12 protein-coding genes, 1 tRNA gene and 1 pseudogene are annotated in these 22,648 nt (G+C 32.5%); 8 read left to right on the top strand and 6 right to left on the bottom strand.

The window, feature by feature from the left end; all coding sequences use genetic code 11:
• Positions 1-375: 375 nt before the first annotated feature.
• The 3 genes from TERY_RS19205 (at position 376) to TERY_RS19195 (ending at position 6,015) form a co-directional block, all read left to right on the top strand.
• Positions 376-1,176, top strand: coding sequence for a peptidoglycan-binding protein (locus TERY_RS19205; protein WP_011613347.1), 801 nt, complete (start codon positions 376-378; stop codon positions 1,174-1,176).
• A 984-nt stretch (positions 1,177-2,160) separates the two neighbouring features.
• Entirely contained in the window at positions 2,161-5,745 is a 3,585-nt protein-coding gene (gene amt, locus TERY_RS35395) for an ammonium transporter (protein ID WP_370495874.1), read from the top strand.
• Positions 5,746-5,933: 188 nt separating this feature from the next.
• A tRNA-Leu gene (locus TERY_RS19195) sits at positions 5,934-6,015 on the top strand.
• Positions 6,016-6,043: 28 nt separating this feature from the next.
• Here the strand turns inward: TERY_RS19195 and TERY_RS19190 are convergent.
• Positions 6,044-6,724, bottom strand: a complete 681-nt coding sequence (locus TERY_RS19190; RefSeq protein WP_011613345.1) for an SDR family NAD(P)-dependent oxidoreductase — start codon at positions 6,722-6,724, stop codon at positions 6,044-6,046.
• A 365-nt stretch (positions 6,725-7,089) separates the two neighbouring features.
• On the opposite strand from TERY_RS19190, the gene TERY_RS19185 reads away from it, so the two are divergent.
• On the top strand, positions 7,090-8,004 hold the full coding sequence (locus TERY_RS19185) for a glutaminase (RefSeq protein ID WP_011613344.1): 915 nt from the start codon (positions 7,090-7,092) through the stop codon (positions 8,002-8,004).
• 97 nt (positions 8,005-8,101) lie between these two features.
• Here the strand turns inward: TERY_RS19185 and TERY_RS19180 are convergent, their stop codons facing one another.
• The 3 genes and pseudogenes from TERY_RS19180 to argS form a co-directional block, all read right to left on the bottom strand.
• A complete protein-coding gene (locus TERY_RS19180; RefSeq protein WP_011613343.1) occupies positions 8,102-8,542 on the bottom strand; it encodes a response regulator in 441 nt (146 codons plus the stop codon).
• Between the two features lie 171 nt (positions 8,543-8,713).
• Positions 8,714-9,991 (bottom strand): annotated as a pseudogene (locus TERY_RS19175) (transposase).
• A 727-nt stretch (positions 9,992-10,718) separates the two neighbouring features.
• Positions 10,719-12,476, bottom strand: a complete 1,758-nt coding sequence (argS, locus tag TERY_RS19170; RefSeq protein WP_011613340.1) for an arginine--tRNA ligase — start codon at positions 12,474-12,476, stop codon at positions 10,719-10,721.
• A 1,762-nt stretch (positions 12,477-14,238) separates the two neighbouring features.
• Between argS and TERY_RS19165 the strand changes: the two genes are divergently transcribed.
• Both TERY_RS19165 and TERY_RS19160 read left to right on the top strand, forming a co-directional pair.
• Entirely contained in the window at positions 14,239-14,640 is a 402-nt protein-coding gene (locus TERY_RS19165; RefSeq protein WP_044136928.1) for a hypothetical protein, read from the top strand.
• A gap of 1,168 nt (positions 14,641-15,808) precedes the next feature.
• Entirely contained in the window at positions 15,809-17,197 is a 1,389-nt protein-coding gene (locus tag TERY_RS19160) for a malic enzyme-like NAD(P)-binding protein (protein ID WP_011613338.1), read from the top strand.
• A gap of 597 nt (positions 17,198-17,794) precedes the next feature.
• Here the strand turns inward: TERY_RS19160 and TERY_RS37455 are convergent.
• Together TERY_RS37455 and TERY_RS19150 are read right to left on the bottom strand one after the other, a co-directional pair.
• Positions 17,795-17,923 (bottom strand): hypothetical protein, encoded by a 129-nt coding sequence (locus tag TERY_RS37455; RefSeq protein WP_370495870.1) that lies wholly within the window; start codon positions 17,921-17,923, stop codon positions 17,795-17,797.
• Between the two features lie 504 nt (positions 17,924-18,427).
• Positions 18,428-19,153 carry a PEP-CTERM sorting domain-containing protein gene (locus tag TERY_RS19150; RefSeq protein ID WP_011613336.1) on the bottom strand — a complete coding sequence of 242 codons (726 nt, stop codon included), beginning with the start codon at positions 19,151-19,153 and terminating at the stop codon, positions 18,428-18,430.
• Positions 19,154-19,299: 146 nt separating this feature from the next.
• Between TERY_RS19150 and TERY_RS19145 the strand changes: the two genes are divergently transcribed.
• Both TERY_RS19145 and rimP read left to right on the top strand, forming a co-directional pair.
• The gene (locus TERY_RS19145) at positions 19,300-20,733 is read left to right on the top strand and encodes a hypothetical protein (protein WP_011613335.1); all 1,434 of its coding nucleotides are present in this window, start codon (positions 19,300-19,302) and stop codon (positions 20,731-20,733) included.
• 838 nt (positions 20,734-21,571) lie between these two features.
• Positions 21,572-22,033 (top strand): ribosome maturation factor RimP, encoded by a 462-nt coding sequence (gene rimP, locus TERY_RS19140; RefSeq protein ID WP_044137827.1) that lies wholly within the window; start codon positions 21,572-21,574, stop codon positions 22,031-22,033.
• Positions 22,034-22,648: the final 615 nt, after the last annotated feature.

Below are 22,648 nucleotides of genomic sequence, written 5' to 3'. Positions count from 1 at the left end.
TGACATAAATAGTTTCATTATTTCTGGAAAATGATAAAATTAACTATATAGCTATATAGAGTTTTTAGTCTTCACCAGTTACACCTGTAATATTAATTGCGAATATCAGGAACAGGGAAGTTATTTCAAAGCAATAGTTAATAGACAGAACATAATGATAGGTTTCACAATTAATATCTACAATTAATCAGTTTATTAATCTATCAATAGATTAGGATATCTAACTCCAAGATTTGTAGACAAAACCAAATAGTGAATAAATAATTTAATTTTTATCATCAAAAATATACTATTACTTCTTCTATCTTGTGGAAAAAGTTAGCCAATATTCATAGCTATTTCCCTAAACAAAATAATCATCACCAGAAAATTATTATGATGCGCTTACCTACTATTACTACTCTATTAAGTTTAGTTACGCTGTTTAGCTTGACTTCCAACAGGGCAATTGCGTCTGATAAAACAGAATCTGTGACAGCAGAAAAAGAAGAAAGCTTAACACCCCAATTAAACTCCGATAATTCTATCTTTAGTCAACCAGATAAAATCAAAAGTAAGCAGGAACAAAAACAGAAAAATAAAAGTTTTCTGATACCTTTTACTCCAAGAAATTCTAGGTTTTTTACTAAACCTGCTCAACCTGAACTATTCTCTAAACCTTATTATTCGGGCTCTCCCCAAAAACGAGAAAATCAAAAGAAAATATCACAGGGTTCGCGAGGTGCAGAAGTCTGGGCAGTACAGAGACGTTTGCAAGCTAGAGGTTTTAACCCTGGTGCTGTAGATAGTATATTTGGTGCTCGTACCACAAAAGCAGTAAAAGCTTTTCAAGAGTCTGTGGGTTTAACTGTCACAGGTATAGTTGATGAACTTACCTGGACCTCCCTAGCTAAACCCTCATTTTCTTCTCGTCCACCTATTCAAATAGCAAAAATACCAACCCTAAAGCAAAAACAAGTAGTCAAAGTAGAGAAGATATTAGCCAAAGGAGACAGAGGCTCCAAAGTCAAAACCTTACAAATTGGTCTAGGAACAATGGGGTTTAATCCTGGTCCAATTGATGGAATATTTGGTAGCAAAACTACGGGAGCAGTGAAAGAATTTCAAAAATCTAAAGGAATTAAAGCTGATGGGATAGTTGATCAAAAAACTTGGAAAGCTTTCAATCAGAAGTAACAGCAAATTTAACTAAGTTAAAGTTTATACTGTCTGAGAATTTATATTTAACTAGAATATAATTTAAGCAAAAACATGTCAACTTTGTCAACAGCAATTAGCGAATCTAAACATTGCTGATAGATTGATTTGTAGAAATTTTTAATTCTTTAAATATCAGCCAATTAATATCCTCTCCGGCTATTAGCCGTGGGGGGGTTTTTGTGATCTTAAGCCCAAGAATTAGTAGAGGTGTTGCTGACCCAAAACTTTGCCTTAACCAAGGTTAGCACATCTATTGTCTAATAGGGTGAAGGTTATTGCAGGTCAGTTTCAGCAGGTCAGCACAGATAAATGGCTTGGTTACCAGGAAAGTAGTAGCAAGAATTGTCCCCTGATTTTTATGCTGCCGGTATGCCCAAAATCCTATTCATGCACTAGAACTTAACTTCTAGAGCTTTTTGTGCTCGTGCAAAATTTGGCTGTGAGCATTATTTGTGTCAATGCTTTGAGAATTAATCAGCCAGAACTAACTAAAACTGATCCCAGAACTAAAGGTTTCAGTTACCTGGTTTACCCTTGGGGTATGCACCCGATTTTTGTCTCGGACTACCTCCCGGCGTGGGATTAACAATATCTAATTACAACAGATGTCTTCAAAAAAAACCCTAAAAAACTGTCCCATGAGCGAGGGAAGCTTTCAACCCAATTTTTCAGTTACTTTTGAATAAAGTTAAAAATTATCCTCTGTATTGACTTGAATAATAGGGTTTTTCGGAATTATATAAGTTCAAGTTTTTTTATTGTTTGATCTTCTAATTTGAATTTTTTAGATGTCTCTCAATCCTAATTCTCAATACTTTATTTTTACTTATACTTATATTATAAACTAATAGCTAATAACTAATGGCTAAATAATTAGTACAAAAGTCACTAAATTAAGGTATAAGACCAAAATCCATGGGTCGAAAATGTATTTTAGGATTTATTTTATTCTTACTGACCTTGACATTAACTATTTTACATGGGTCAGTAATCAGTAAAAACACAAATGATTACCAACTATCAAATCAAATAAAAGAAGTTAAAACATGGCAAACTTCTGAGTTAGAAAAAGAACAATATAACTTCTATCAATCTTCAGAAGAAGATTTTATCAAACCCCAAAAGTTTGATCATCTTCAAACTGTTATTAATAAAAAAGACTTACCTGTATATAAAAATCTATCAACGTCAAAACCTCATTCTACATACAAAGTAACTGATATTTTATGGCTTTTGATTTCCTCTGGATTAGTATTTTTAATGCAGCCTGGATTTATGTGTTTAGAATCTGGACTTACCCGATCAAAAAATAACATTAACGTTGCCTTTAAAAACTTAACAGATTTTGGTATTTCAGTTTTTTGCTTTTGGAGTATTGGCTTTGCTTTTATGTTTGGGACTTCTGCTTCTGGAATAATTGGCCATAGCAATTTCTTCTTCGCAACTAATGTGCAACCCCTTGATGCGGCCTTCTTTTTATTCCAGGTTATGTTCTGTGGCACAGCTACAACTATTGTTTCAGGTGCCGTAGCCGAACGGATGAAATTTGGTACCTATCTATTCGTTGCTTTCCTAGTTTCAGGTTTTATTTATCCTATATTTGGTCATTGGGCCTGGAATGGAATTGATACAGGTGTATTAAGAGGTTGGCTGGGACAACGTGGTTTTATTGACTTTGCAGGTTCAACCGTTGTTCATAGTATTGGTGGCTGGGTTTCTTTAGCAACTTTATTGGTCATTGGGCCTCGTACTGGTAGATTTCCTCGCGATCGCCCACCAGAAAAAATTCATGGTTCCAACTTACCCCTATCAATTTTAGGAGTAATGCTAATTTGGTTTGGTTGGTTTGGGTTTAATGGTGGAAGTACCCTAGCATTAAATGAACAAGTACCAGGCATTATAGTTAATACAATCTTTTCCAGTGTAGCAGGAATGATAACTGGTCTTAGCATTGGTTGGTCTATTAGAGGTATTCCTGGTGTTGACTTAATCATTAATGGAACTTTAGGAGGCCTAGTTGCCATTACAGCAAGTTGTCATGCAGTTACAACTCTTTCTGCTGTAATTATTGGTTTTATTGGTGGCATAGTCACTATTTTAGTAGAGCAAATTTTAGAGAAAATTCGTGTGGATGATGCTGTCGGAGCTATTCCAGTTCATCTCGGTGCAGGTATTTGGGGAACTTTAGCAGTAGCTTTATTTGGAAAACCAGAAATATTAGGTACTGGTCTTAGCTTAAGTGAACAATTAACAGTTCAATTATTAGGAGTTTGTACAGCTTTCCTATTAGGTTTTTTTGTTGTATACCCAATTTTATTAATTACAAATAAGTTTTTTTTATTGCGAGTTTCTACAGAAGATGAACATATCGGTTTAAATATTTCTGAACACCATGCAAAAACGGAAATATTAGATTTATTTGAAATTATGAGTTCTCAAGCTAGTACCCAAGATTTAACTTTAAGAGTGCCTGTAGAACCTTTCACTTTAGTTGGTCAAATTGCTGAAAGATATAATCATGTTATGGATACTTTAGAGGAAGTTACTACCAGAAATGATGCCATTATTAAACTCGCTACAGATGCAATTATTACTTTTAATAAATCAGAACTAGAAATTATTAGTGTAAATCCTAGTGCCGAGAAAATTTTTTCCTACAAACCTCAAGATTTAGTGGGAATGCCTATTTATGAAATACTTGATTTTACTATTAATCCATTAATGAGGGAAAAAATAGATAGTAATGATTTAATCACCGAAGGAAAAAAGTCAACAGTAGAAGCATTAAAGTTATGGGTTAACCCAAGTTTTATCTCCTTTCCCACTAGAGAAATTATCAATGCTTATTATACATTTAATTTTCAGGATATTAAACCTGAAAATTTACAATCTTATTTTCCGAATTTTATTCATTTATTCGATAAAAATTCAGCAGATACTCAAATAGAGTTAGAGACTGAAAAAAAAATTACTCAAAAAAAATATTACATAGAAAGACTGATATCGTTAATTGCTGAAACTGGAAATCTTTACGAGTTAGTTGGTATTCGTAAAGATGGTTCTTTATTTCCTATAGAAATTGCTGTTAGGGAAGCTAAATTAAATCAAAAAAATTTCTATACTGGCACTTTTAGAGATATTTCTGAAAGGAAAGAATCAGAGGCAAAACTCAAAGAAAATGAACAAAGATTTCGGAGTTTATCTACAGCAACTTTTGAGGGGATTATTATTTATGAACAAGGAAAAATTGTAGATGCAAACACAGCAGCTCTTCAAATGTTTAAGTATGAATTATCAGAAATAATTGGCATGAACGGGTTAGAGTTAATTGACTCCAAATATAAAAATTTAGTATGGAAAAATATGAGTTCTGGATATGAAAAACCCTATGAAGTAGTTGGAATTAGAAAAGATAACTCTACCTTTCCTATAGAAATACAAGCTAAAACATTCTTTTATTGTAGTTATCAACATAGAGTAAGCGCCATTAGAGATATTACTGAGCGGAAACTAGCAGAAAAAGCTTTACGAGAAAGCGAGGAAAAATTTAGAGCTGTTATGGAACAAGCTGCAGATGCTTTTATTATTCATGATTTGCAAGGAAAAATTGTTGATGTCAATCAAAGTACCTGTCAAACTTTAGGATATACTTACGAAGAATTATTGCATCTTTTTATAGAAGATATTGAGATAAATTTTGTCTTAGAATATCTTTATCAAAAGTGGCAAAAACTCATTCCTGGTATACCTATAACTTTACAAGGAACTCATAAACGTAAAGATGGGACAACTTTTCCAGTAGAGGTACGTCTCGGCCTCTTAAAAGCAGGCAATGGTAATTTAGTTTTAGCTCTTTGTCGTGATATAACTGAAAGAAAAAAAGTAGAACAAGCTTTACTTTTAGAACAGGGAAAGTCAGAGAAATTATTACTAAATATTCTCCCTAAACCTATTGCTGATAAATTGAAAGAAAATCAAGATATAATCGCAGAAGGATTTGACGAAGTTACAGTTTTATTTGCAGATTTAGTTGGGTTTACTCAGTTAGCAAGTTCTGTTTATCCAAAGAGATTAGTTTATTGGTTAAATGAGATTTTTTCGAAGTTTGATTTATTAGCAGAAAAGTATGGTTTGGAAAAAATTAAGACTATTGGGGATGCTTATATGGTTGTGGGTGGGTTGCCTACACCAATGGAAAATCATGCTGAGGCGATCGCTCTCATAGCTATAGATATGCGGGAAGAATTAGCCCATTTTGCTCATAAAAGTAAACAAGATTTTCTAATCCGTATTGGTATTAATACTGGTCCAGTCGTGGCTGGTGTTATCGGACGTAAAAAATTTATATATGATCTATGGGGTGATACTGTAAATATTGCTAGTCGTATGGAATCTCAAGGTATACCAGGAGTTATTCAAGTCACAGAGGCAACTTATCAGATATTAAAACACAAATTTTTGTTTACAGAACGGGGACTTATTCATATTAAAGGTAAGGGATACATGAAAACTTATTTTTTACAGGGAAAAAAAGTTATCCCATGAAATCATAAGTTAAACCCTCCCATTCACCCCCCACTAGTAAAAACTCATCATAAAAATCCCTAGATCCCAGAAACTAAATTTGAGAGGATCTCGAATTTCCTAGCAGTCATGGCCACTACTAGATAAAATAAAAAAAAAACTAGAAGTAAATGTCAAAAAATTTGATTTGTGTGTTATATTTAAATTATGCGGATGTGGCGGAATTGGTAGACGCGCTAGATTTAGGTTCTAGTTTTTTCGGAAGTGGGGGTTCAAGTCCCTTCATCCGCACTTTTAAGAAGATTATAGATATTAGTCTTTAAGATATAGTTAAAGGTATTCCGTTATCCTCTGGCTTTAGATTTAATAAAAAAGGAACAGCTTTTTTTGTCCAAGATTTAACAGAAGTAAAAGATTTTGCATCCTCTCCAAAACAAATATCTAACATATCAGTATGAATAATTCCTGGGTTAAGAGCAATAGCAGCTATTGGGTTCGGTAACTCCTGAGATAAAGCACCAGTCAAACCTTCAATAGCCCACTTAGAAGCACAATAAGGCCCTACTTGTGGAGAACTGGAACGTCCCCACCCAGAACTAATATTAACAATAATACCACTTCCCCTAGAAATCATAGCTGGCACAAAATAACGTATCACATTTACCACACCTTTAATATTAATATCAATTAATTGGGAAAATTCCTCACTATCAACTTTCCAAAGAGGTGCAGGTTGATTAATTATAGCTGCATTATTTATTAATAAATCTGGCGCTGAATAATTAGCCAGTGTATACTTTGCCCACTCTTGCACATTATTTTCATCTGCTACATTCACACAACTAAACTGATGTGAATTAGAATATTTATGAGTTAAATTTTCCACAGCAGATTTAGAACGAGCGCAACCAATAACAGTATGGCCTAAATTAATAAATTCTTCGGTTATCGCTCTACCTAAGCCTCGACTTATCCCTGTAATTACAATTAACTTTTTCATCTCAAATAAATAGATATTAAATAAATCACATTTTCTCTAGTAAAACAATTTATAACAATCCTATCTAAGTTGCAATATTTTGTTAGTTATATCCTATCTAAGTTGCAATATTTTGTTAGTTATTAGGAGTCAGGAGTCACAATTTTCAAGTTTTTTAGTTAAAATTAGTTATTTGAGGATTGCTATATAATACCAAATTAATTTATGACAAACTAATGAGTCTAAATCTTTCTAATTCTTCTGCCTTTTGCCTCCAGCATAAATGTCTTACTCTTTGAATAAACCTCCAGTAAAAACAATATTTGGTATAAGTCCTGTCTCCTCACTAATTTATTTTACTTTCAGTTGAGTCAGTAAAGATATTTATGTTTAAAAATTTATCAAACATTAATCAACAACAACTAAATACTTGGGTCAAACAAGTATTAACTCAAACTAAATCTGGCAATTTGCCTAACTATATTCCTTTACTTGCAGAAGCTAACCCTAACAGTTTTGCCATACTTTTACAAAGTATTGATCATCATATCATTTCATTCGGAGATATCAAAACTAAAGTTCCTTTGATGAGTGCAATAAAACCATTTTTGTTATTTTATTTATTATCTCAATTTGGCAATGAATTGATCTTTAAAAAAGTCGGTCAAAAACCTTCAGAAAAGCCATTCAATTCTTTAGAACAACTAGAATTTGATGGGGGATGGCCGAGAAATCCTATGATTAATAGTGGAGCGATCGCTTTATCATCCTTAATACCAGGAAATACTGCTAGAGAAAAGTGCAATAATTTTTGTTCTTGGCTAAATAGTTACGGAAATTGTCAATTATTTTTAGATGAAAATATGTTGGCTTCGGTTCGTTCTTTACCTAACCAGAATAATCAAAATATAGCTCAAAAATTAGTAGAATCTGGTTCTATAAAAGATGCTAAAATTACTTTAGATACTTACAATCAAATCTGTTGTTTATCTGGTAAAATTATTGATATAGCTAATCTAGGAATTTTATTAGTAAACTCACCTCATTCTGAATGGCAAAAACACTGTTTTACAGTTAAAACACTGATGACTAATTGTGGTTTATATGAAACATCAAATCGTTATGCTATGGATATAGGAATTCCAATTAAATCTAGTATCAGTGGAATTGTTTTAGGATTAGTTCCTGCTAAAGGAGTAATTGTTTGCTATAGTCCTCCCCTCGATCAACAAGGAAATTCTGTAGCAGGTTTACTTTTGTTAGAACTAATTTCCAGAAATTTAGAAAAACAATATAATTAATTTTAATTATTAACTTTAATTAAATATCAATATTTATAGAAAATTCTACAAATAACGCAACATCTTTCTCCAGAATTTTACTGAAATTGTATTTATACTATATAGGCAAAACTCTGACTTTTCCCTTTTTATAAAGACACTGAATACTATATTCTTCACTCACATTTTTAATAATATTAAATCTTACCATTAATGTCATTAGTTCCGACTTTTTTAGGGGTTTACTAATATAGCCATCAGCCCCTTGTTTCATACCCCAATATACATCAACTTCTAAACTTTTATTAGAACAAAAGACTACAGGTATATTCATAGTTTTAGGCTGAGATTTAATTTGACGACAAACTTGATACCCATTCATTTTCGGCATAATAATGTCTAAAATTACTAAGTCAGGATGATATAGTTTAACTTTTTCTAATGCCTCTAAACCATTACTTGCTAATATAGTATTTAATCCTATATCTGTCAGGATACGGGAAAATAATGTTCTGACAATTTTACAGTCATCTACGATTAATACTTTCTTGTTAAGCATAACTACATAGTAAAACTATTGATTAAAAATTACCAATGCTTGCACCTCTGATTATTTTCCAAGTAGCAGTCTCAATGAACAGAATTAGTTCAAAATTACATTTAGAAGTAAAATGCTTTTTAAAACTACCGACTTAAGCTTCAAAATTTTGTCATTAGTGAGAAGTTAAGCTTATAAGTCTTTTGTCAAGAAAATTGGATAAAATAAATTGCTGAAAAAAAATTGTTCAGCTCCTCGTTGAAGCTCAGGAAAAGGTGCGACAATTAATTTAAAATTTGGCTTTCTCTGCTGTTTAATAATTCTTTTTGCTTGATTTTGAGGGTCAGCAAAATATTTAATAGAGTTTTTTTCCTTACCTTTTTGGTGACCCTTCATAAAATGATAAAAACCAGGATAAATCATTTATAATCAGATTTGATCAAAAACTACAGAAAGCTCATCAGCTAAGGTATCACCTAAATTTACTAAGACAGCATAAAATAACCAGGTCGCTCAAACTTGTCACTTAATTCCATTAATTGAACCTGTCCATAAATAACTTAAACCCAAGAGTTTTTTGACAGTATCAAAAGCATCTTCAATTTTCCAAGATCAACGATATAAATCTGCTACTACATAAAGGGATAAAATATAAGGTTATAGGACACTGGTTAAATAAGAATTCCATTTTTTTCTTGACCTAATTTCAATTAAATGTAAAGTGATAAACGGAGTTTTCTTAGTACCATAACCAAGACATATATTTCGGTATCGCAATGCATAGCTATTTATAAATACCTGTTCTATAGGGAACTGCTATCCCCTTTTTTTTCTAGTAATAAAATCCACTTTTTTATCTATTAATTTTAACCAAAAATTAAAGTAATAAAAACCTCTATCCAACAATAAAAAACTATTTTCTGTTACTAAATTCAAAATATTTTCTTCAAGTTTAGCATGAGAGGCTTTGGGATTTTCTTAAAACCAAATCTCTACTGATAATCTAGTTATTAAATCAATAACTATACTCATCTTTCTTACTAATTGCCATTTTTTAATTTATTATCAACTTTTGAATTTCTTAAATAAAACCTCCTATGTTGACCCATATATTATCCAAATACTTGGGAATTTTAACAAGGTAAATTGAAGAATTTCTAGCAAAAGAACCCTTATTTCGGCTCTGCCAAGCTGCTCTTAAATTAGACAATAAATCTTTAAATACTTTCTCCAATAATTTATTGGAAAATGTCAAAAATATTTGTGATACAGTTTGTTAATTAACCTTTGTGTGATTACACCACAAAAAAACCATCTTTAGCTAACATTCTTGTCAATTCTCTAACTCCAGCTACCTCTGGCCAGAATAAGGTTAATACACCAGCCATCATAAACGGTAAATTTTAATATCCGTTTCCTGAGTTCTATTTGTCAGTAGTAGTTTTCTTTATTTGTAATGGCTAGTCCCAGTTATTTTTCCAATTGCTTGGCTATAACTTCATCTTCCACTATTGGTCGCTACTTCTTTTTTTGGGTGGTCTCTGTTGGTTTTTTTTACTAGTAGTCATGGCTGGCCTCAATCACTCAATTAATTATCTAAATTGAATTTCTCAATATTTTTGACCTTTGGAAAGCCTGCCCTTGACAATTTTCCCTTTTTCTTAACTTGTTACTAATGACATTTTGTAGCAAATTTTGTTTCTGCCTTACAATTAGCACCTAAATACACAAAGACTGGATTTCATAAAGTGTGTAATTTTTTTATTTGTTATACTTTAGCACATTAATATGTAGTTATCATACAGCTTGATAATAAAAAACTTATTTAGTTTTTTATTAGCTTGTAAAATGCAATATTAATTTTTTACAGTTAAGGAAATATTTTCAAAACAGACTGTTTTTTTTGTCTAATCAATAAGATTTTCCAATAATCAACTTTTCGCCTTGGAAAACCTCCTTAAATAAAAAAATATTATTGCTGCAATACTAGTAATTTTCCTCAAAAAATCATTAATAATTTGTAAATACTATTCCGGGAAACTCAAAGTTTAAAATGGTTGATTTTTCTGCTCATATTTAATGTATTTTTATAGTTAATTAGAAATTAAAGGAATATCTTAAAAGTTTAATTTTTCTAACTTTGCTAAATCATACTATTGATATCTATCAAAGCAAAAAAACTAAATTTATATACAAATTACATCCTTTCCAAAACAGAAATCCCTAACAAATACAACCCCAACTTTAAAGTTCTTGCTGTTAGATCACACAACAATAATCGAGAAGTACGCAAAGGTTCCTCCGACTTCAAAACCGGACAATTTTCAAAGAACTTATTAAACTTTTCACTCAATTCATACAAATATTCACAAAGACGATTAGGCAACAATTCAATAGTTACTATATTCAAGACTTCATTCAACTTTAATAAATGTTTTCCTAAGACCAACTCTGGCTCATCCTGCAAAATAATTTTGGCATCTTTTCTCAACTTTTCAAAATTAATTTCTCCCTTACGAGAAATTCCTTGTACCCTTACATAAGCATATAACAAATAAGGAGCAGTATTGCCTTGTAAAGCTAACATCTTATCAAAACTAAACACATAATTACTCTTCCGATTTTGACTTAAATCTGCATATTTAACTGCACTTAAACCAACAACTTGAGCAACATTTTTAATAAACTCTTCACTCTCCAAACGCTTTTCATCTTTGAGCCTTTTTTCCAAATCATTCCGCGCTTTATTTATAGCCTCATCTAATAAATCTATCAACCTCACAGTTTCTCCAGAACGAGTCTTTAATTTTTTCCCATCTTCTCCCAAAACCAAACCAAAAAAAACATTCACAATTTCTACATTTTCTGGTATCCAACCAGCCTTTTTTGCTACCTGCCAAACTTGAGAAAAATGATTAGCTTGACCAGCATCAGTAACATAAATTAATCGCGTTGCTCCCTCTTTTTCAATGCGATGAACTAGGGCAGCTAAATCTGTTGTCGCATAATTATAACCACCATCAGACTTCTTGACAATTAAAGGTACATCCTCACCTTCCTTATTAGTAAATCCTGACAAAAATACGCATTGAGCACCATCACTTTCTTCCAATAAACCTAACCTATTTAATTCTTCTACAATTCCAGGCAACATAGAATTATAAAAAGACTCTCCACGCTCATTTAACTTAATATCAAGTAAGTCATAAATCACTTGAAATTCCCGCCGAGATTGATTACATAAAAGTTCCCAAGCGTGACGACTATCCTCAGCACCAGTCTGTAAATTTACTACTTCTTGTCGGGATTTTTCCTGAAAATCTTGATCTTCATCAAACCGTTTTTTTGACTGTTTATAAAAAGCAACTAAATCTCCTATATCTAAAATATCAGCAGTTTTTAAAGCTTCTGGAAAAGCTTCCCGTAAATAACTAATTAACATTCCAAACTGAGTGCCCCAGTCCCCGACATGATTTAGTCTTAGTACATTATGCCCCTGAAATTCTAGGACCCTTGCTAAAGAATCTCCGATAATTGTTGACCTTAAATGTCCAACGTGCATTTCTTTAGCAATATTAGGACTAGAAAAATCTATTACAACTCGCTGGGGATTTTTAGTCGGGGAAATATTCAGTTTTTCATCTTTAATTATTGTTTCTAGACAATTTTCTATATATTCTGGTTTAAGGCTAAGATTGATAAATCCAGGTCCAGCAATTTCTGGTGGGTAAAAATAGTCATTAATGTTGAGGTTGTTAATAATTTGAGTGGCGATCGCCTTTGGTTTATCCTTTAATTTTTTAGCTAAAGACATTGCTACATTACATTGATAATCTCCAAATTTAGGATTAGTAGTAGAAACAATCATTGGATCTGTGCCTACTAAATCTTGACCAAAGGCAGTAATTAAAGCTTTGTCAAATCTACTTTTAAGTTGTTCAACAATAGGTTCCATCTTTGATATTTAATATATATTTAATATTTTCAAGCTTTTACAAAAAAAGCCTTTTACAATCATCAAGAAACATTAATGCTTGAATACACTCATTATCAATCTTGAGGAACTAAATTTATAATTCTTGATCATTAACGGGATTTTTGTCACATATATTGTATTGTAGATTGCAGCAAAAATATCAGGACATGAAATAAAAGACACAGGGTATAAATTGTTGATATTTTTTGCTTTTTACTGGATCTTAATTTTGTAAGAACTAAAAGTTAATTACCATAATATTTTTTTATATCTATAATATCTCTGAGGATTAAATTAAACTTGAGTTTATAATTTATGGTACCCAGTCATTACTGTTTCCTACAATCCAGAATTTTGTACATGACTAACACCACTGATAATTACTACAGTTGTTTTTAAGCTATCTGAATTACTAGACAGTGGGAAGTTCTAGAAATAACTATTGCTAGCTAATGCTTATAGCCATCTCAAGGTTAGAAACTTTCTCCAAATAACTATAAATGCTATAAGCCAATTCCTATAATACTTTCAGCCTTTAAAGGCAATAGTTTTTTAGGAAAATTTTGTACTCTACAGTGAATTACAAAAAGTTAAAAATAGAAAAATTAAAAATAGTTTTATGTCTGATCTGGGTTCCTGAGACTAGTAATAATTATAGTGGTAGTTTTGTGATTTAGATAACTAAGCTTAGATAACAATATATACATAACTTTAAGGAACGTTAAGATATAATTAAATATCTCAATATATAGAAAAAGTGTAGTGTATCAACAGACTGTGAGATAAATCGCCAATTACTTCTAAATCTACCTATAATTTAGTCAAGCCTGTCTTCTGGGCTGCTGTTGTTCCGAGCCTAATATAAACCCAAACTCAGTTTAAATAATTGACCACTGACCATGAGATAATTTTTGTCTACTCCGAAACTTTGGCAAATTTTTTCAGTCGCCGATGTGATCATCTCTGTTCCCTGAGGTTTCACTCCCTAGTTTAATCTTTGCCAATTTTTAGGTTGACCTACGAAGCTAGCACCCGTTCATCACTGCTCTCTACTATTGACCTGAGAATTGAGACAGTTAGTTTTTCCTTCTTATTGTGGTGTTGAGCAATTCTTCGGTGAACTCATTGTTGTGCTTCTTCACTTGAACTCAGAGAATTAAGTCACTATTGTGAGCTACATTTGATCCAATCTCACAGAATCTAACCTCCCACTACTAGCTTTCCTAGTTGGCAATAACTTTTTGTGTGTTTATCTGTTTTACTTTTAGTGTCTAATTGGATAAATTCATATACTTATTGAGCAGATAAAAAGCTTGGAAACTAAGATTGGTCAGACAAAAAAATATTACTAACTTTTACAACTAAAGACCTTGTTGTACATAATTTTTGCTTTTTGATTAGGGTCTCTGACTATATAGACAACTGTCGCCCTAGCTCTGCCACTAATGTGGCTAATCTCTCACACACGACTTTCTTCTGCGGGGCATGAACTTCATCTGGGTCGAGGAGACAACTATTGTAAAAACTGTGGAAATGTTCGGGTAAGGTTTTGCTATTTTAGGAGAAAACTTGTATATTTGCTTTCCTTTTTCAGTTCTCTGATGTTTGTACACTGTAATTATGACAGCACAATAATTAATGCATCAAGTTTTGAGGAATAATGACTGTCCCCAGATGAAGGTATCCAACGGCTTTTTGTTTCACTATCAAGAAAAAAAAATGCGACTTGAGGAAATTTATCATGTTATCTAGACAGACCTTTGACGATCATTCCCTAAGTGAATCTTTTTACCAAGCACTAATTAATTGCTTTTATGAAACTTTAAACTTTTCGACTCAATCTTTATTAGATAATTGTACTTTTGGCTTTGCCCCAGATTCACTAGGGGTCCAAACTTTTTTCATTATTACTTCTTCTACATTGGAAGCAGATAAATTAGGTCAAGATCTTGAGAGCCTCAAAAATAGAGTAATTTTATTAATGCCAGCAGTAGGCAAACTTGCGATCTGCGTGAATCCACTGCTGGAAAAAAAGGAATCAGAATCATCTAAAGAGTGTGTTGATAAAGACCAAAAATTTCTGCCCCACTATATGATTTGTAAAATTTTTCCTATAGATTTATCAAATAAAAATCAAGACTAATTTTTCGATTGAGGGCGTGTATGCAAACTTTTATAATTAATTAATTGTGAAAGAATAAATCGGAAGATCAGACTTCAGTTGTTACTAAAAGCATATTGCAAATCCTGATGAGAAATATGCTGTAAATTATATCAGGGCACACCTATCTAATTTACTGATTCTTCTTATAAACAAAGCACAATTAATAAAGCGATCGCTATCTAAATCACCAATCAAATTAGTACCTAAGAGGACCAAAACCTCGGTAAATGTTATAACTTTTTCCAAGCTTACACTTTTCTCAACTAGTTAAGATTAAAGGTAAGTGCATAAGTAAAATTATTTACCCACCCTAATTAGGACTTACTTAATACGTTTTATGGGTTCGGGTAGGATGCAGGGAGGTAAGGATAAATGGGTATTATAAAGGATGTAGTTGGAAAGATTTTATTTCAATATTCTCCCTTTAATAACTCATAATTTCTCATGTTAACCACAATCAAACCAACTTCTTATACATTTTTTATACAAACAAAGCCCTTATTAATATTTAAGTAAATGCTTGCATTTTATTCAGCTAATTCTAATTATTTGAGCTCAGAAAATAAAAAAGCCAATAATTTAGCCTGTATAAATGTATCATACTATTTCTTAAAAGTATTTCTATACTTATAAGAGAGTAAAAAATACTAGAAAAATGACTGAGGTTATTTAACAATAAAATCACCTCAATAAATAGTATTTAGAAATAAAAAATCTAAGTATAGTAAAGCTTTTGAGAATTAGTATAATTGATTTCAATTTCTGACCTGATATAAAAAATATCATTACATTTATCTAAATTGATCTCTAGACTAGAGACAATAAGACGCAAATTTTCAAATGAAACTTGTTAAGTAGCCAAGATACCCTCTCCCATTTCTAAGTTTTGAACAGCCACCTTAAACTGTTTTTAAACCTTGTAATAGGAACTTGGTCAACTATTCTTGCTCCAACTCAAGCAGAACTTTTGGAGAGTTACCAGATTTTACAAATTGTCGCCACCTAAAAAATGTAAATTTTTAGAGATAAAAAACTACAGATTGAAGAAATTCCTAGCTAAACCCAAGAAATGTTCACTCACAACTTAAGATGGACTACTATGTCACTAAATAAAATTTAGGACTTAAAACCTAAAACCAAATTTAACATGGTAAAACTAACACCAAATCCCTCATTTAGTTTAACAATTAGCCTCGAAACTCCTAACCGTACTGGAATGTTGGCCAAGGTTACCCAAGCCATCGCATCAGAAGGAGGCAATATAGGTAACGTTGACCTAATAAAACAAAGTCGCCAAATCATAATTAGAGAAATTACAGTCGATGCCTACAGTACAGAGCATATTGAAAAAATTGTTCAAGCTGTCAAAACCCTGCCAGAAATAAAACTCGTCAATGTGTATGACCGAACCTTCGATATACATAAAGGTGGTAAAATCACAGTTCAAGGCAAAATACCTCTCAAATCCCAAGCCGATCTATCAATGGCTTATACTCCAGGAGTAGGAAGAATTTCTAAAGCAATTGCAGAAGACCCTCAACAAATCTATAATTTCACCATCAAAAAAAATACAGTTGCTATTGTGACAGATGGCAGTGCAGTTTTAGGACTAGGAAATCTTGGCCCCGGAGGAGCTTTACCAGTAATGGAAGGTAAGGCTATGTTATTTAAAGAATTTGCTGGAATCGACGCTTTCCCTATTTGTCTGGCTACTCAAGATACTGATGCTATTGTCGAGACAGTTAAAAATATTGCTCCTGTTTTTGGTGGAGTTAACTTAGAAGATATTGCTGCTCCTCGTTGTTTTGAAATAGAAGTCAAGCTAAGAGAGATATTAGATATTCCAGTATTTCACGATGACCAGCATGGCACAGCAATAGTTAGTTTAGCTGCGTTAATCAATGCTTTAAAATTGGTCAAAAAATCTATAGAAGATATTCGGATCGTTATTAATGGTGCTGGTGCTGCTGGAATAGCTATCACTCGTCTATTACAAAAAGCAGGAGCTAATCAAATTTGCTTATGTGACTCTAAAGGTATAGTCTCCAAAAGTCGTACTGGTCTTAACTCAGAAAAACAAGCATTTGCCGTTGAGTCTTCAGGAACCCTCGCAGATGCTTTAATGGGAGCTGATGTATTTTTAGGTGTTAGTGTCCCGGGAGTTCTTACTCCAGAAATGGTCCGTTCTATGGCCAAAGACCCTATAGTCTTTGCAATGGCTAATCCTATTCCGGAAATACAGCCAGAATTAGTTGCAGAAGAAGTAGCAGTGATGGCCACAGGTCGGAGTGATTATCCGAATCAAATTAATAATGTTTTGGCATTTCCAGGCATATTTAGGGGCGCTCTAGATTGTCGGGCTACTACTCTCACCTCTACAATGTATTTAGAAGCTGCTAGAGCGATCGCTTCATTAGTCAAAACTTCAGACCTTGACCAAGAACATATTATTCCTTCAGTATTTGACACTAGGGTAGCTACTGCGGTTGCAGGTGCAGTAGCTTCAGCAGCTCGTACTGAAGGTGTAACTGTTTAAGCAGGATTTTTTATATCATTTCACTGAACTCAGAAGTCAGAAGACACGATTTACCTTTTGATCGACTAAAAACTTTGAAAAGGCAATAGTTTCAGGTAATTAAATTAATAGGCAATAGTAAATTTCTTGCTCAGAAGACTGACGCCAAAATCTTGAACAAGTAAATCAAAACTATAGCAAGTATTTAGATACATATACAGCAGATTCCAAGTATATAAAGTACAGATATTAACAATTAAATGTTTCTATTTTGGGCATCTTGAATGCTCTGGATGGAATCTGCTGTAACTCTGAAACTTAAAGGGGTGACAAGAAAAGCGAAAATCTTTGAGCATCAGCAATTTATCGGAAAATTTGGGTTTATTGAAACTCATAAAATTGAGATTTTAACTTGGGAAGCTTTCAGGTTTCGCAGCAGCTTTTTTCCAGCAGGGCACAATAAGGACTCACAAAAATTTTTTGTAAGTCACGCTCGGGTTTCCGAGAGACTAAACAAACCTGGAAGCTAGCCTAACCGACTCCAGTTAACGCTATGAAGTTACGCGCAAGCTTCTAGGTTTAACCACTAGAGGGTTGTAAAGTATATGAAAAAAAAGTTTATTTGGCTAAGACTGGATAGTTTGAGTTAGCCTGGTCTTGACCACTGCTAAACCAACCTTCTTCAGTAATAGTAATTAAAGATTCCAATAGATATTTTTTTAAGTTTTGTAGTAGAAATATAGCCAAAAACTTTACTTAAAAATAGTAATTTAGTAGGTCTTGATTTAGAAATTAAGACCTTTTGCAAAGTCCCTCTCATGTTGTGATGTCAAAGGTGAAAAAATTAAACTTTTCCGGCGCGAAAATGGAAATGTCTCAACTATGGGACAAAATATGACCGATAACCCTTCAATGGAGCAACAGATATATTAGTATCTCCTTAGACACAAGGAGACAAAAAATGGAGGTAGAAATAAGCGTAACTCATTCCCAGCAAGAGTAGTAGGCACAGCAGCCTATGAAATTTATACTCACCTCAAAGCTACGGCTCAATTGTTCCCCCGCGCCTAACAGCCGGGGAGAATGTCAAGAAATCAACCGAACAATTGAGATGTCTTAATCTTACTCCCTCTCCTGCTGGGGCATTTTTAAAACTTGTTGAAGGTGAGCTTAAAAATGCATTTAATTAGATTGCTAAATTCCTTTGTGAGATTATATTACAAATTAGTTGGAGAGACTCAATTATCAATACTAGGCTTCTTTCTTCTGGAATAATGCACCTAAGCCTAATGCCATAAATATGCCTAGAACAGTTGAAGGCTCAGGTACAGTCTTAGCTGGTTTTAAATCACTAACTGTTAAATCATCAAAGCCATATAGCTCACGTTTTGTTGCCCCAACAAAGGTTGCGCTAGTAAAAGGATTATCCATATTGATGAGCCCAAAATAAGCAAGAGCTCCATTAGATGCTGGGACTGTTGCAGAAGTCGAAATGTCTTGAGTGCCACCTTCGACTAGACCTAGTTCCAGGGTAAGAGGATTTTGCTCAAAATCGCTAAAGAAGAAGCCAAAAGCGACTATAGGCTTATCAAAATTGATTGAGAATTGACTAGTAGTCGCCCAAAACTGATTACCAGAGGTGGGAAAAGACCCGGAATAACTACGGTTTCTCACAAGACCACTACCTGTCGAAGTCAAAGTACCTTTAATTGTACCGGCACTACCTGTAAAGATGAGGTCAAGGGGACCGGTATCTTTTGCTATGAAATTTTCAAAATCTTCGGTACTGATACCAGACAGTTGACTCAGAAAATCATTCTGGGCCTGAACGGCATTGCCATTAGGCACAAAACTACCGCCAGCCCCCAAATCTTCGCCATAGAAAATGCTAATCGCTCTAGCTGGTTGGCCAATACCTAAAGCAATAGTGCCAATGATTAAGCTATTCAGTAATTTCTTCATTTCAAAGTTTTCCATCAATTAAATCTAACTTTATGATGTGGAATATACTTGATACTAATCTATAATACAAAGAGATTACTAAAATATTTCAGAATCTCAAAAAATATAAAAATATAAAATCTTAAATCTCGTAAACAAATATATGAACAAGTAAATCACAAATGGCAACTACAAAATATATTCATTCCCAAACTCGCCGGGTATCAGTATTCAAAAAAATTATGGCATTTTTAGCCCTAGTAAATTTCATCTTGGTATTATTTGATTTAACATATATTAGTCTTAGAGATTTCTATTTTGATTATATTCCTAGTCTCATAAAAATATACGACCCTCTTAAAGGAATTACAACTCATCGCGACACAGAAAAATACCTAGATAGTTTTGAAGAATTGAAAACAAAAATTATTAGAGGTATTGATTCTTTAGTAGTACAGAAAAAATTAGAGGAACTAGGAGAACTTTCTATAGAAATGATAAATCAAAATCCTTTTACTATTGCTAATAAAAGTGGTTATTTAGAAAAAATAAAAAATCGGATGCGAGATCGAGTTTCTAATCCAGAATATTCTGCTAAAGAATCATTTACAACTTTTTGGAGTGAAGAATACTTAACAAAAAATAAATGGAATGAAGAACTTGATTGGTTTCAAAAAGAAATTAAACCATTAATGGCTAAAAATTATTATCGAGGCATTAGTGAAAGTGGAAGATTAACTGATTATTTCAGTATAATTGATTTACCATTCATTATTATATTTACTTTAGAATTTTTAGGTAGAACATTTTTTATTAGTCGCCGTTATCCCAGTGTTAATTGGCTAGAAGCAATGTTATGGCGTTGGTATGATATTTTTTTACTATTGCCATTTCTACAAATATTGCGCATAATTCCTGTGGCAATTCGCCTCAATGAATCTAAAATTATAGACCTAGAAACAATTAGGGCACAAGCTAGCCGAGGTTTTCTTGCTTCCATTGCTCAAGAACTAACAGAAGTAGTAATAATGCAAGTAATTAATCAAGTACAAAAAGATGTAAAAAACGGTAAATTAGCCAAGCGAATATTTTCCTATCAAGATAGAACTTATATCGATCTAAATAACATCAATGAAATCGAAGCGATCGCCACTAAATTAGTACAAATAACTGTCTGTAAAGTAATACCTCAAATTCAACCAGATATAGAAGCTATAATCCGTTATAACGTAGAAAAAATAGTTTCTGAATCACCGACGTTTAAGAGATTTCAGCAAATACCTGGAATAGAAAACCTAGCCAATCAATTATCAGAAAGATTAGTCAAACAATTATCCAATATTGCCACTGAAGGACCTCAAAATGCCTATGAAATAATTAAAGCTGCCATGGCAGATCCAGAGGGAATAAAACTATCTGAACAGTTAGTTCAACACTTCAGCAAAGTGGTAGGTGTAGAATTACAACAGGAACAAACCTTAGAAGAACTTCAATCCTTAGTCTCAGCATTTCTCGAAGAAGTAAAGATTAACTATGTAATGGCAATGAGTCAGGAAGATATTGAGAAAATTTTAGAAGAAACCAGACAATTACAGCTTAAATCTAATAAATTTTAAGATGCTATAACCTCAAAATCATTAATATTATATTTGTTGGTATAGTACTGTAGAAAACCTTCTTAAATATCTACTTCTCATCAAAGATTTTTCTTATCCTCAAGTATTTTACCCTTTTATTTACCTGTACTGAAGTGCAGTTTTTAGCATTGTATGTAACAAGTTCAAATGACAACCAAAACCCTGTATTGATATTTAATAGAAAGTTGCTACTGTTTTTATCTACTAATTATAAAAACCGTCATATAATATCTATAGTGAGGGAAATTAAAACTATCATAACCAGAGAACAAAAGAATCTTGCTTGTTACCAAAAGTGATCATAATATAAGTATTTAATGATCTAGGTTTTCTTGAAAAAGTCTTTTTGGAGAGTACAGATAAATAAGAATTATAGAAGAAATACCGAGTAAGAATTTTCCCCTGATTTTTATACTATTGGTCAAATAATTCCAGTCGCTGTCATAAAGGGATTTATTACTTTTTACCTTGATATACCTTAAAATATAAATCTCGCCTACAAGGTAATAAGAGTTATTCACAAGTCGAGGTTATCCTCATTTGTTGACTCTTAATGGCCATTTATATTTATTTAATGACTTAGTGGCCAACAACTTCCACTAATTAATTAAAAAATGCAATAACAGATATATTTAAAAAAATAACTAAAAAATCTCTTAAGAATTAGAAACTTAACTTAATTATCAAATTTTTTCAATTTTACAAAGCAAAAATGTCAACATAAAACCAAAAAGATATACAATATTAGAGGTTAATTAAAGTGTTAACAATTGTCAATGGGGAGTGGGTAAAGCCCACTTTTTTTATTGCATTTGTCATGAGTCATCCATTAGTACCACAAATCATTAAATTTGCTACTCCTATTGCTAAATCTCTAGGATTAGAATTAGTAGGAGCAGTATTTCATACAAACCAGCATCCACCAATTCTCAGATTGGACATTAGACACCCTCATCAAGACACAGGTTTAGATGACTGTGAACGAATGAGTAATGCCATAGGAGAACAACTAGATGCAGCAAATATAATTCCTGAACCATATCTGTTAGAAATATCTAGTCCTGGTATTTCTAAGTTTTTGGATAATGACCGAGATTTCATTGCCTTTAAAGGCTTTAATGTAGCTGTGAATACAAGCGAACCCTATAAAGGTAAAAATTACTGGATAGGACAACTGGTTAGTCGCGATCAAACAGCTGTTTACATTAACCAAAAAGGTCGACAAGCAAGTATTCCACGTTCTCTCATTAATACCGTTGAACTACAAGAAGGAAGGTAAAAATAAAAAAAAACGGCTATTTCAGTTATCAGTTATCAGTTATCAGTTATCGGTACTGAGCTAGCCCTCCATAAGCCTGAAATAATAAAGTTAATTTTTTTAATCCCCTATCCAAGGCTATCCCTGATCAGGAACTGATGAAAACCTTGTGAGAATAAGGGGACTGGGGAATAAGGGCGAAAGAGATAGTAATTGGGCAAAACTACTTAAATTTCAAAAAAATGTATTTTTCCACATAATACACCTTTGATTCTAAAAATACTTGACACATAATTTATTTTGTCAAGTATTTTCTTAAGAAAAATGTTGATAAAGCATAGTATTCAACGGGAGGCTATTGACCTGATTTGTTTGTCAATACTCAGTATTTAGATTTTTCAGAGTGTGAAAGGGGATGTTTGAATTTGGACTAAGAATCCAAATTTTATAAGGCCAATGATTTTACTCAGTTTTTTTAACAAATAATATTTTGCTATACTCTCTTTGCACTTTGCATACCTTGCAGAAAATCGAAAATGTTTAAGCAGCAAATATTATGGTGATGCTTTTTTATTTGATAATTTGTAGGACTTACAAATTGAGAATCAATAATTAGGATTTGACTGGAAAGGACAA

The organism is Trichodesmium erythraeum IMS101 (assembly GCF_000014265.1).
GTDB lineage: Bacteria > Cyanobacteriota > Cyanobacteriia > Cyanobacteriales > Microcoleaceae > Trichodesmium > Trichodesmium erythraeum.
This window is presented reverse-complemented; position numbering and strand designations above follow the sequence as displayed.

Coding starts and splice junctions, on each gene's coding strand:
- TERY_RS19150 (WP_011613336.1), bottom strand. CDS start 19,153: ATGGAAAACTTTGAAATGAAGAAATTACTGAATAGCTTAATCATTGGC.
- argS (WP_011613340.1), bottom strand. CDS start 12,476: ATGGAACCTATTGTTGAACAACTTAAAAGTAGATTTGACAAAGCTTTA.
- TERY_RS19165 (WP_044136928.1), top strand. CDS start 14,239: ATGTTATCTAGACAGACCTTTGACGATCATTCCCTAAGTGAATCTTTT.
- TERY_RS19190 (WP_011613345.1), bottom strand. CDS start 6,724: ATGAAAAAGTTAATTGTAATTACAGGGATAAGTCGAGGCTTAGGTAGA.
- TERY_RS19145 (WP_011613335.1), top strand. CDS start 19,300: ATGGCAACTACAAAATATATTCATTCCCAAACTCGCCGGGTATCAGTA.
- rimP (WP_044137827.1), top strand. CDS start 21,572: ATGAGTCATCCATTAGTACCACAAATCATTAAATTTGCTACTCCTATT.
- TERY_RS19160 (WP_011613338.1), top strand. CDS start 15,809: ATGGTAAAACTAACACCAAATCCCTCATTTAGTTTAACAATTAGCCTC.
- TERY_RS19180 (WP_011613343.1), bottom strand. CDS start 8,542: ATGCTTAACAAGAAAGTATTAATCGTAGATGACTGTAAAATTGTCAGA.
- TERY_RS19185 (WP_011613344.1), top strand. CDS start 7,090: ATGTTTAAAAATTTATCAAACATTAATCAACAACAACTAAATACTTGG.
- TERY_RS19205 (WP_011613347.1), top strand. CDS start 376: ATGATGCGCTTACCTACTATTACTACTCTATTAAGTTTAGTTACGCTG.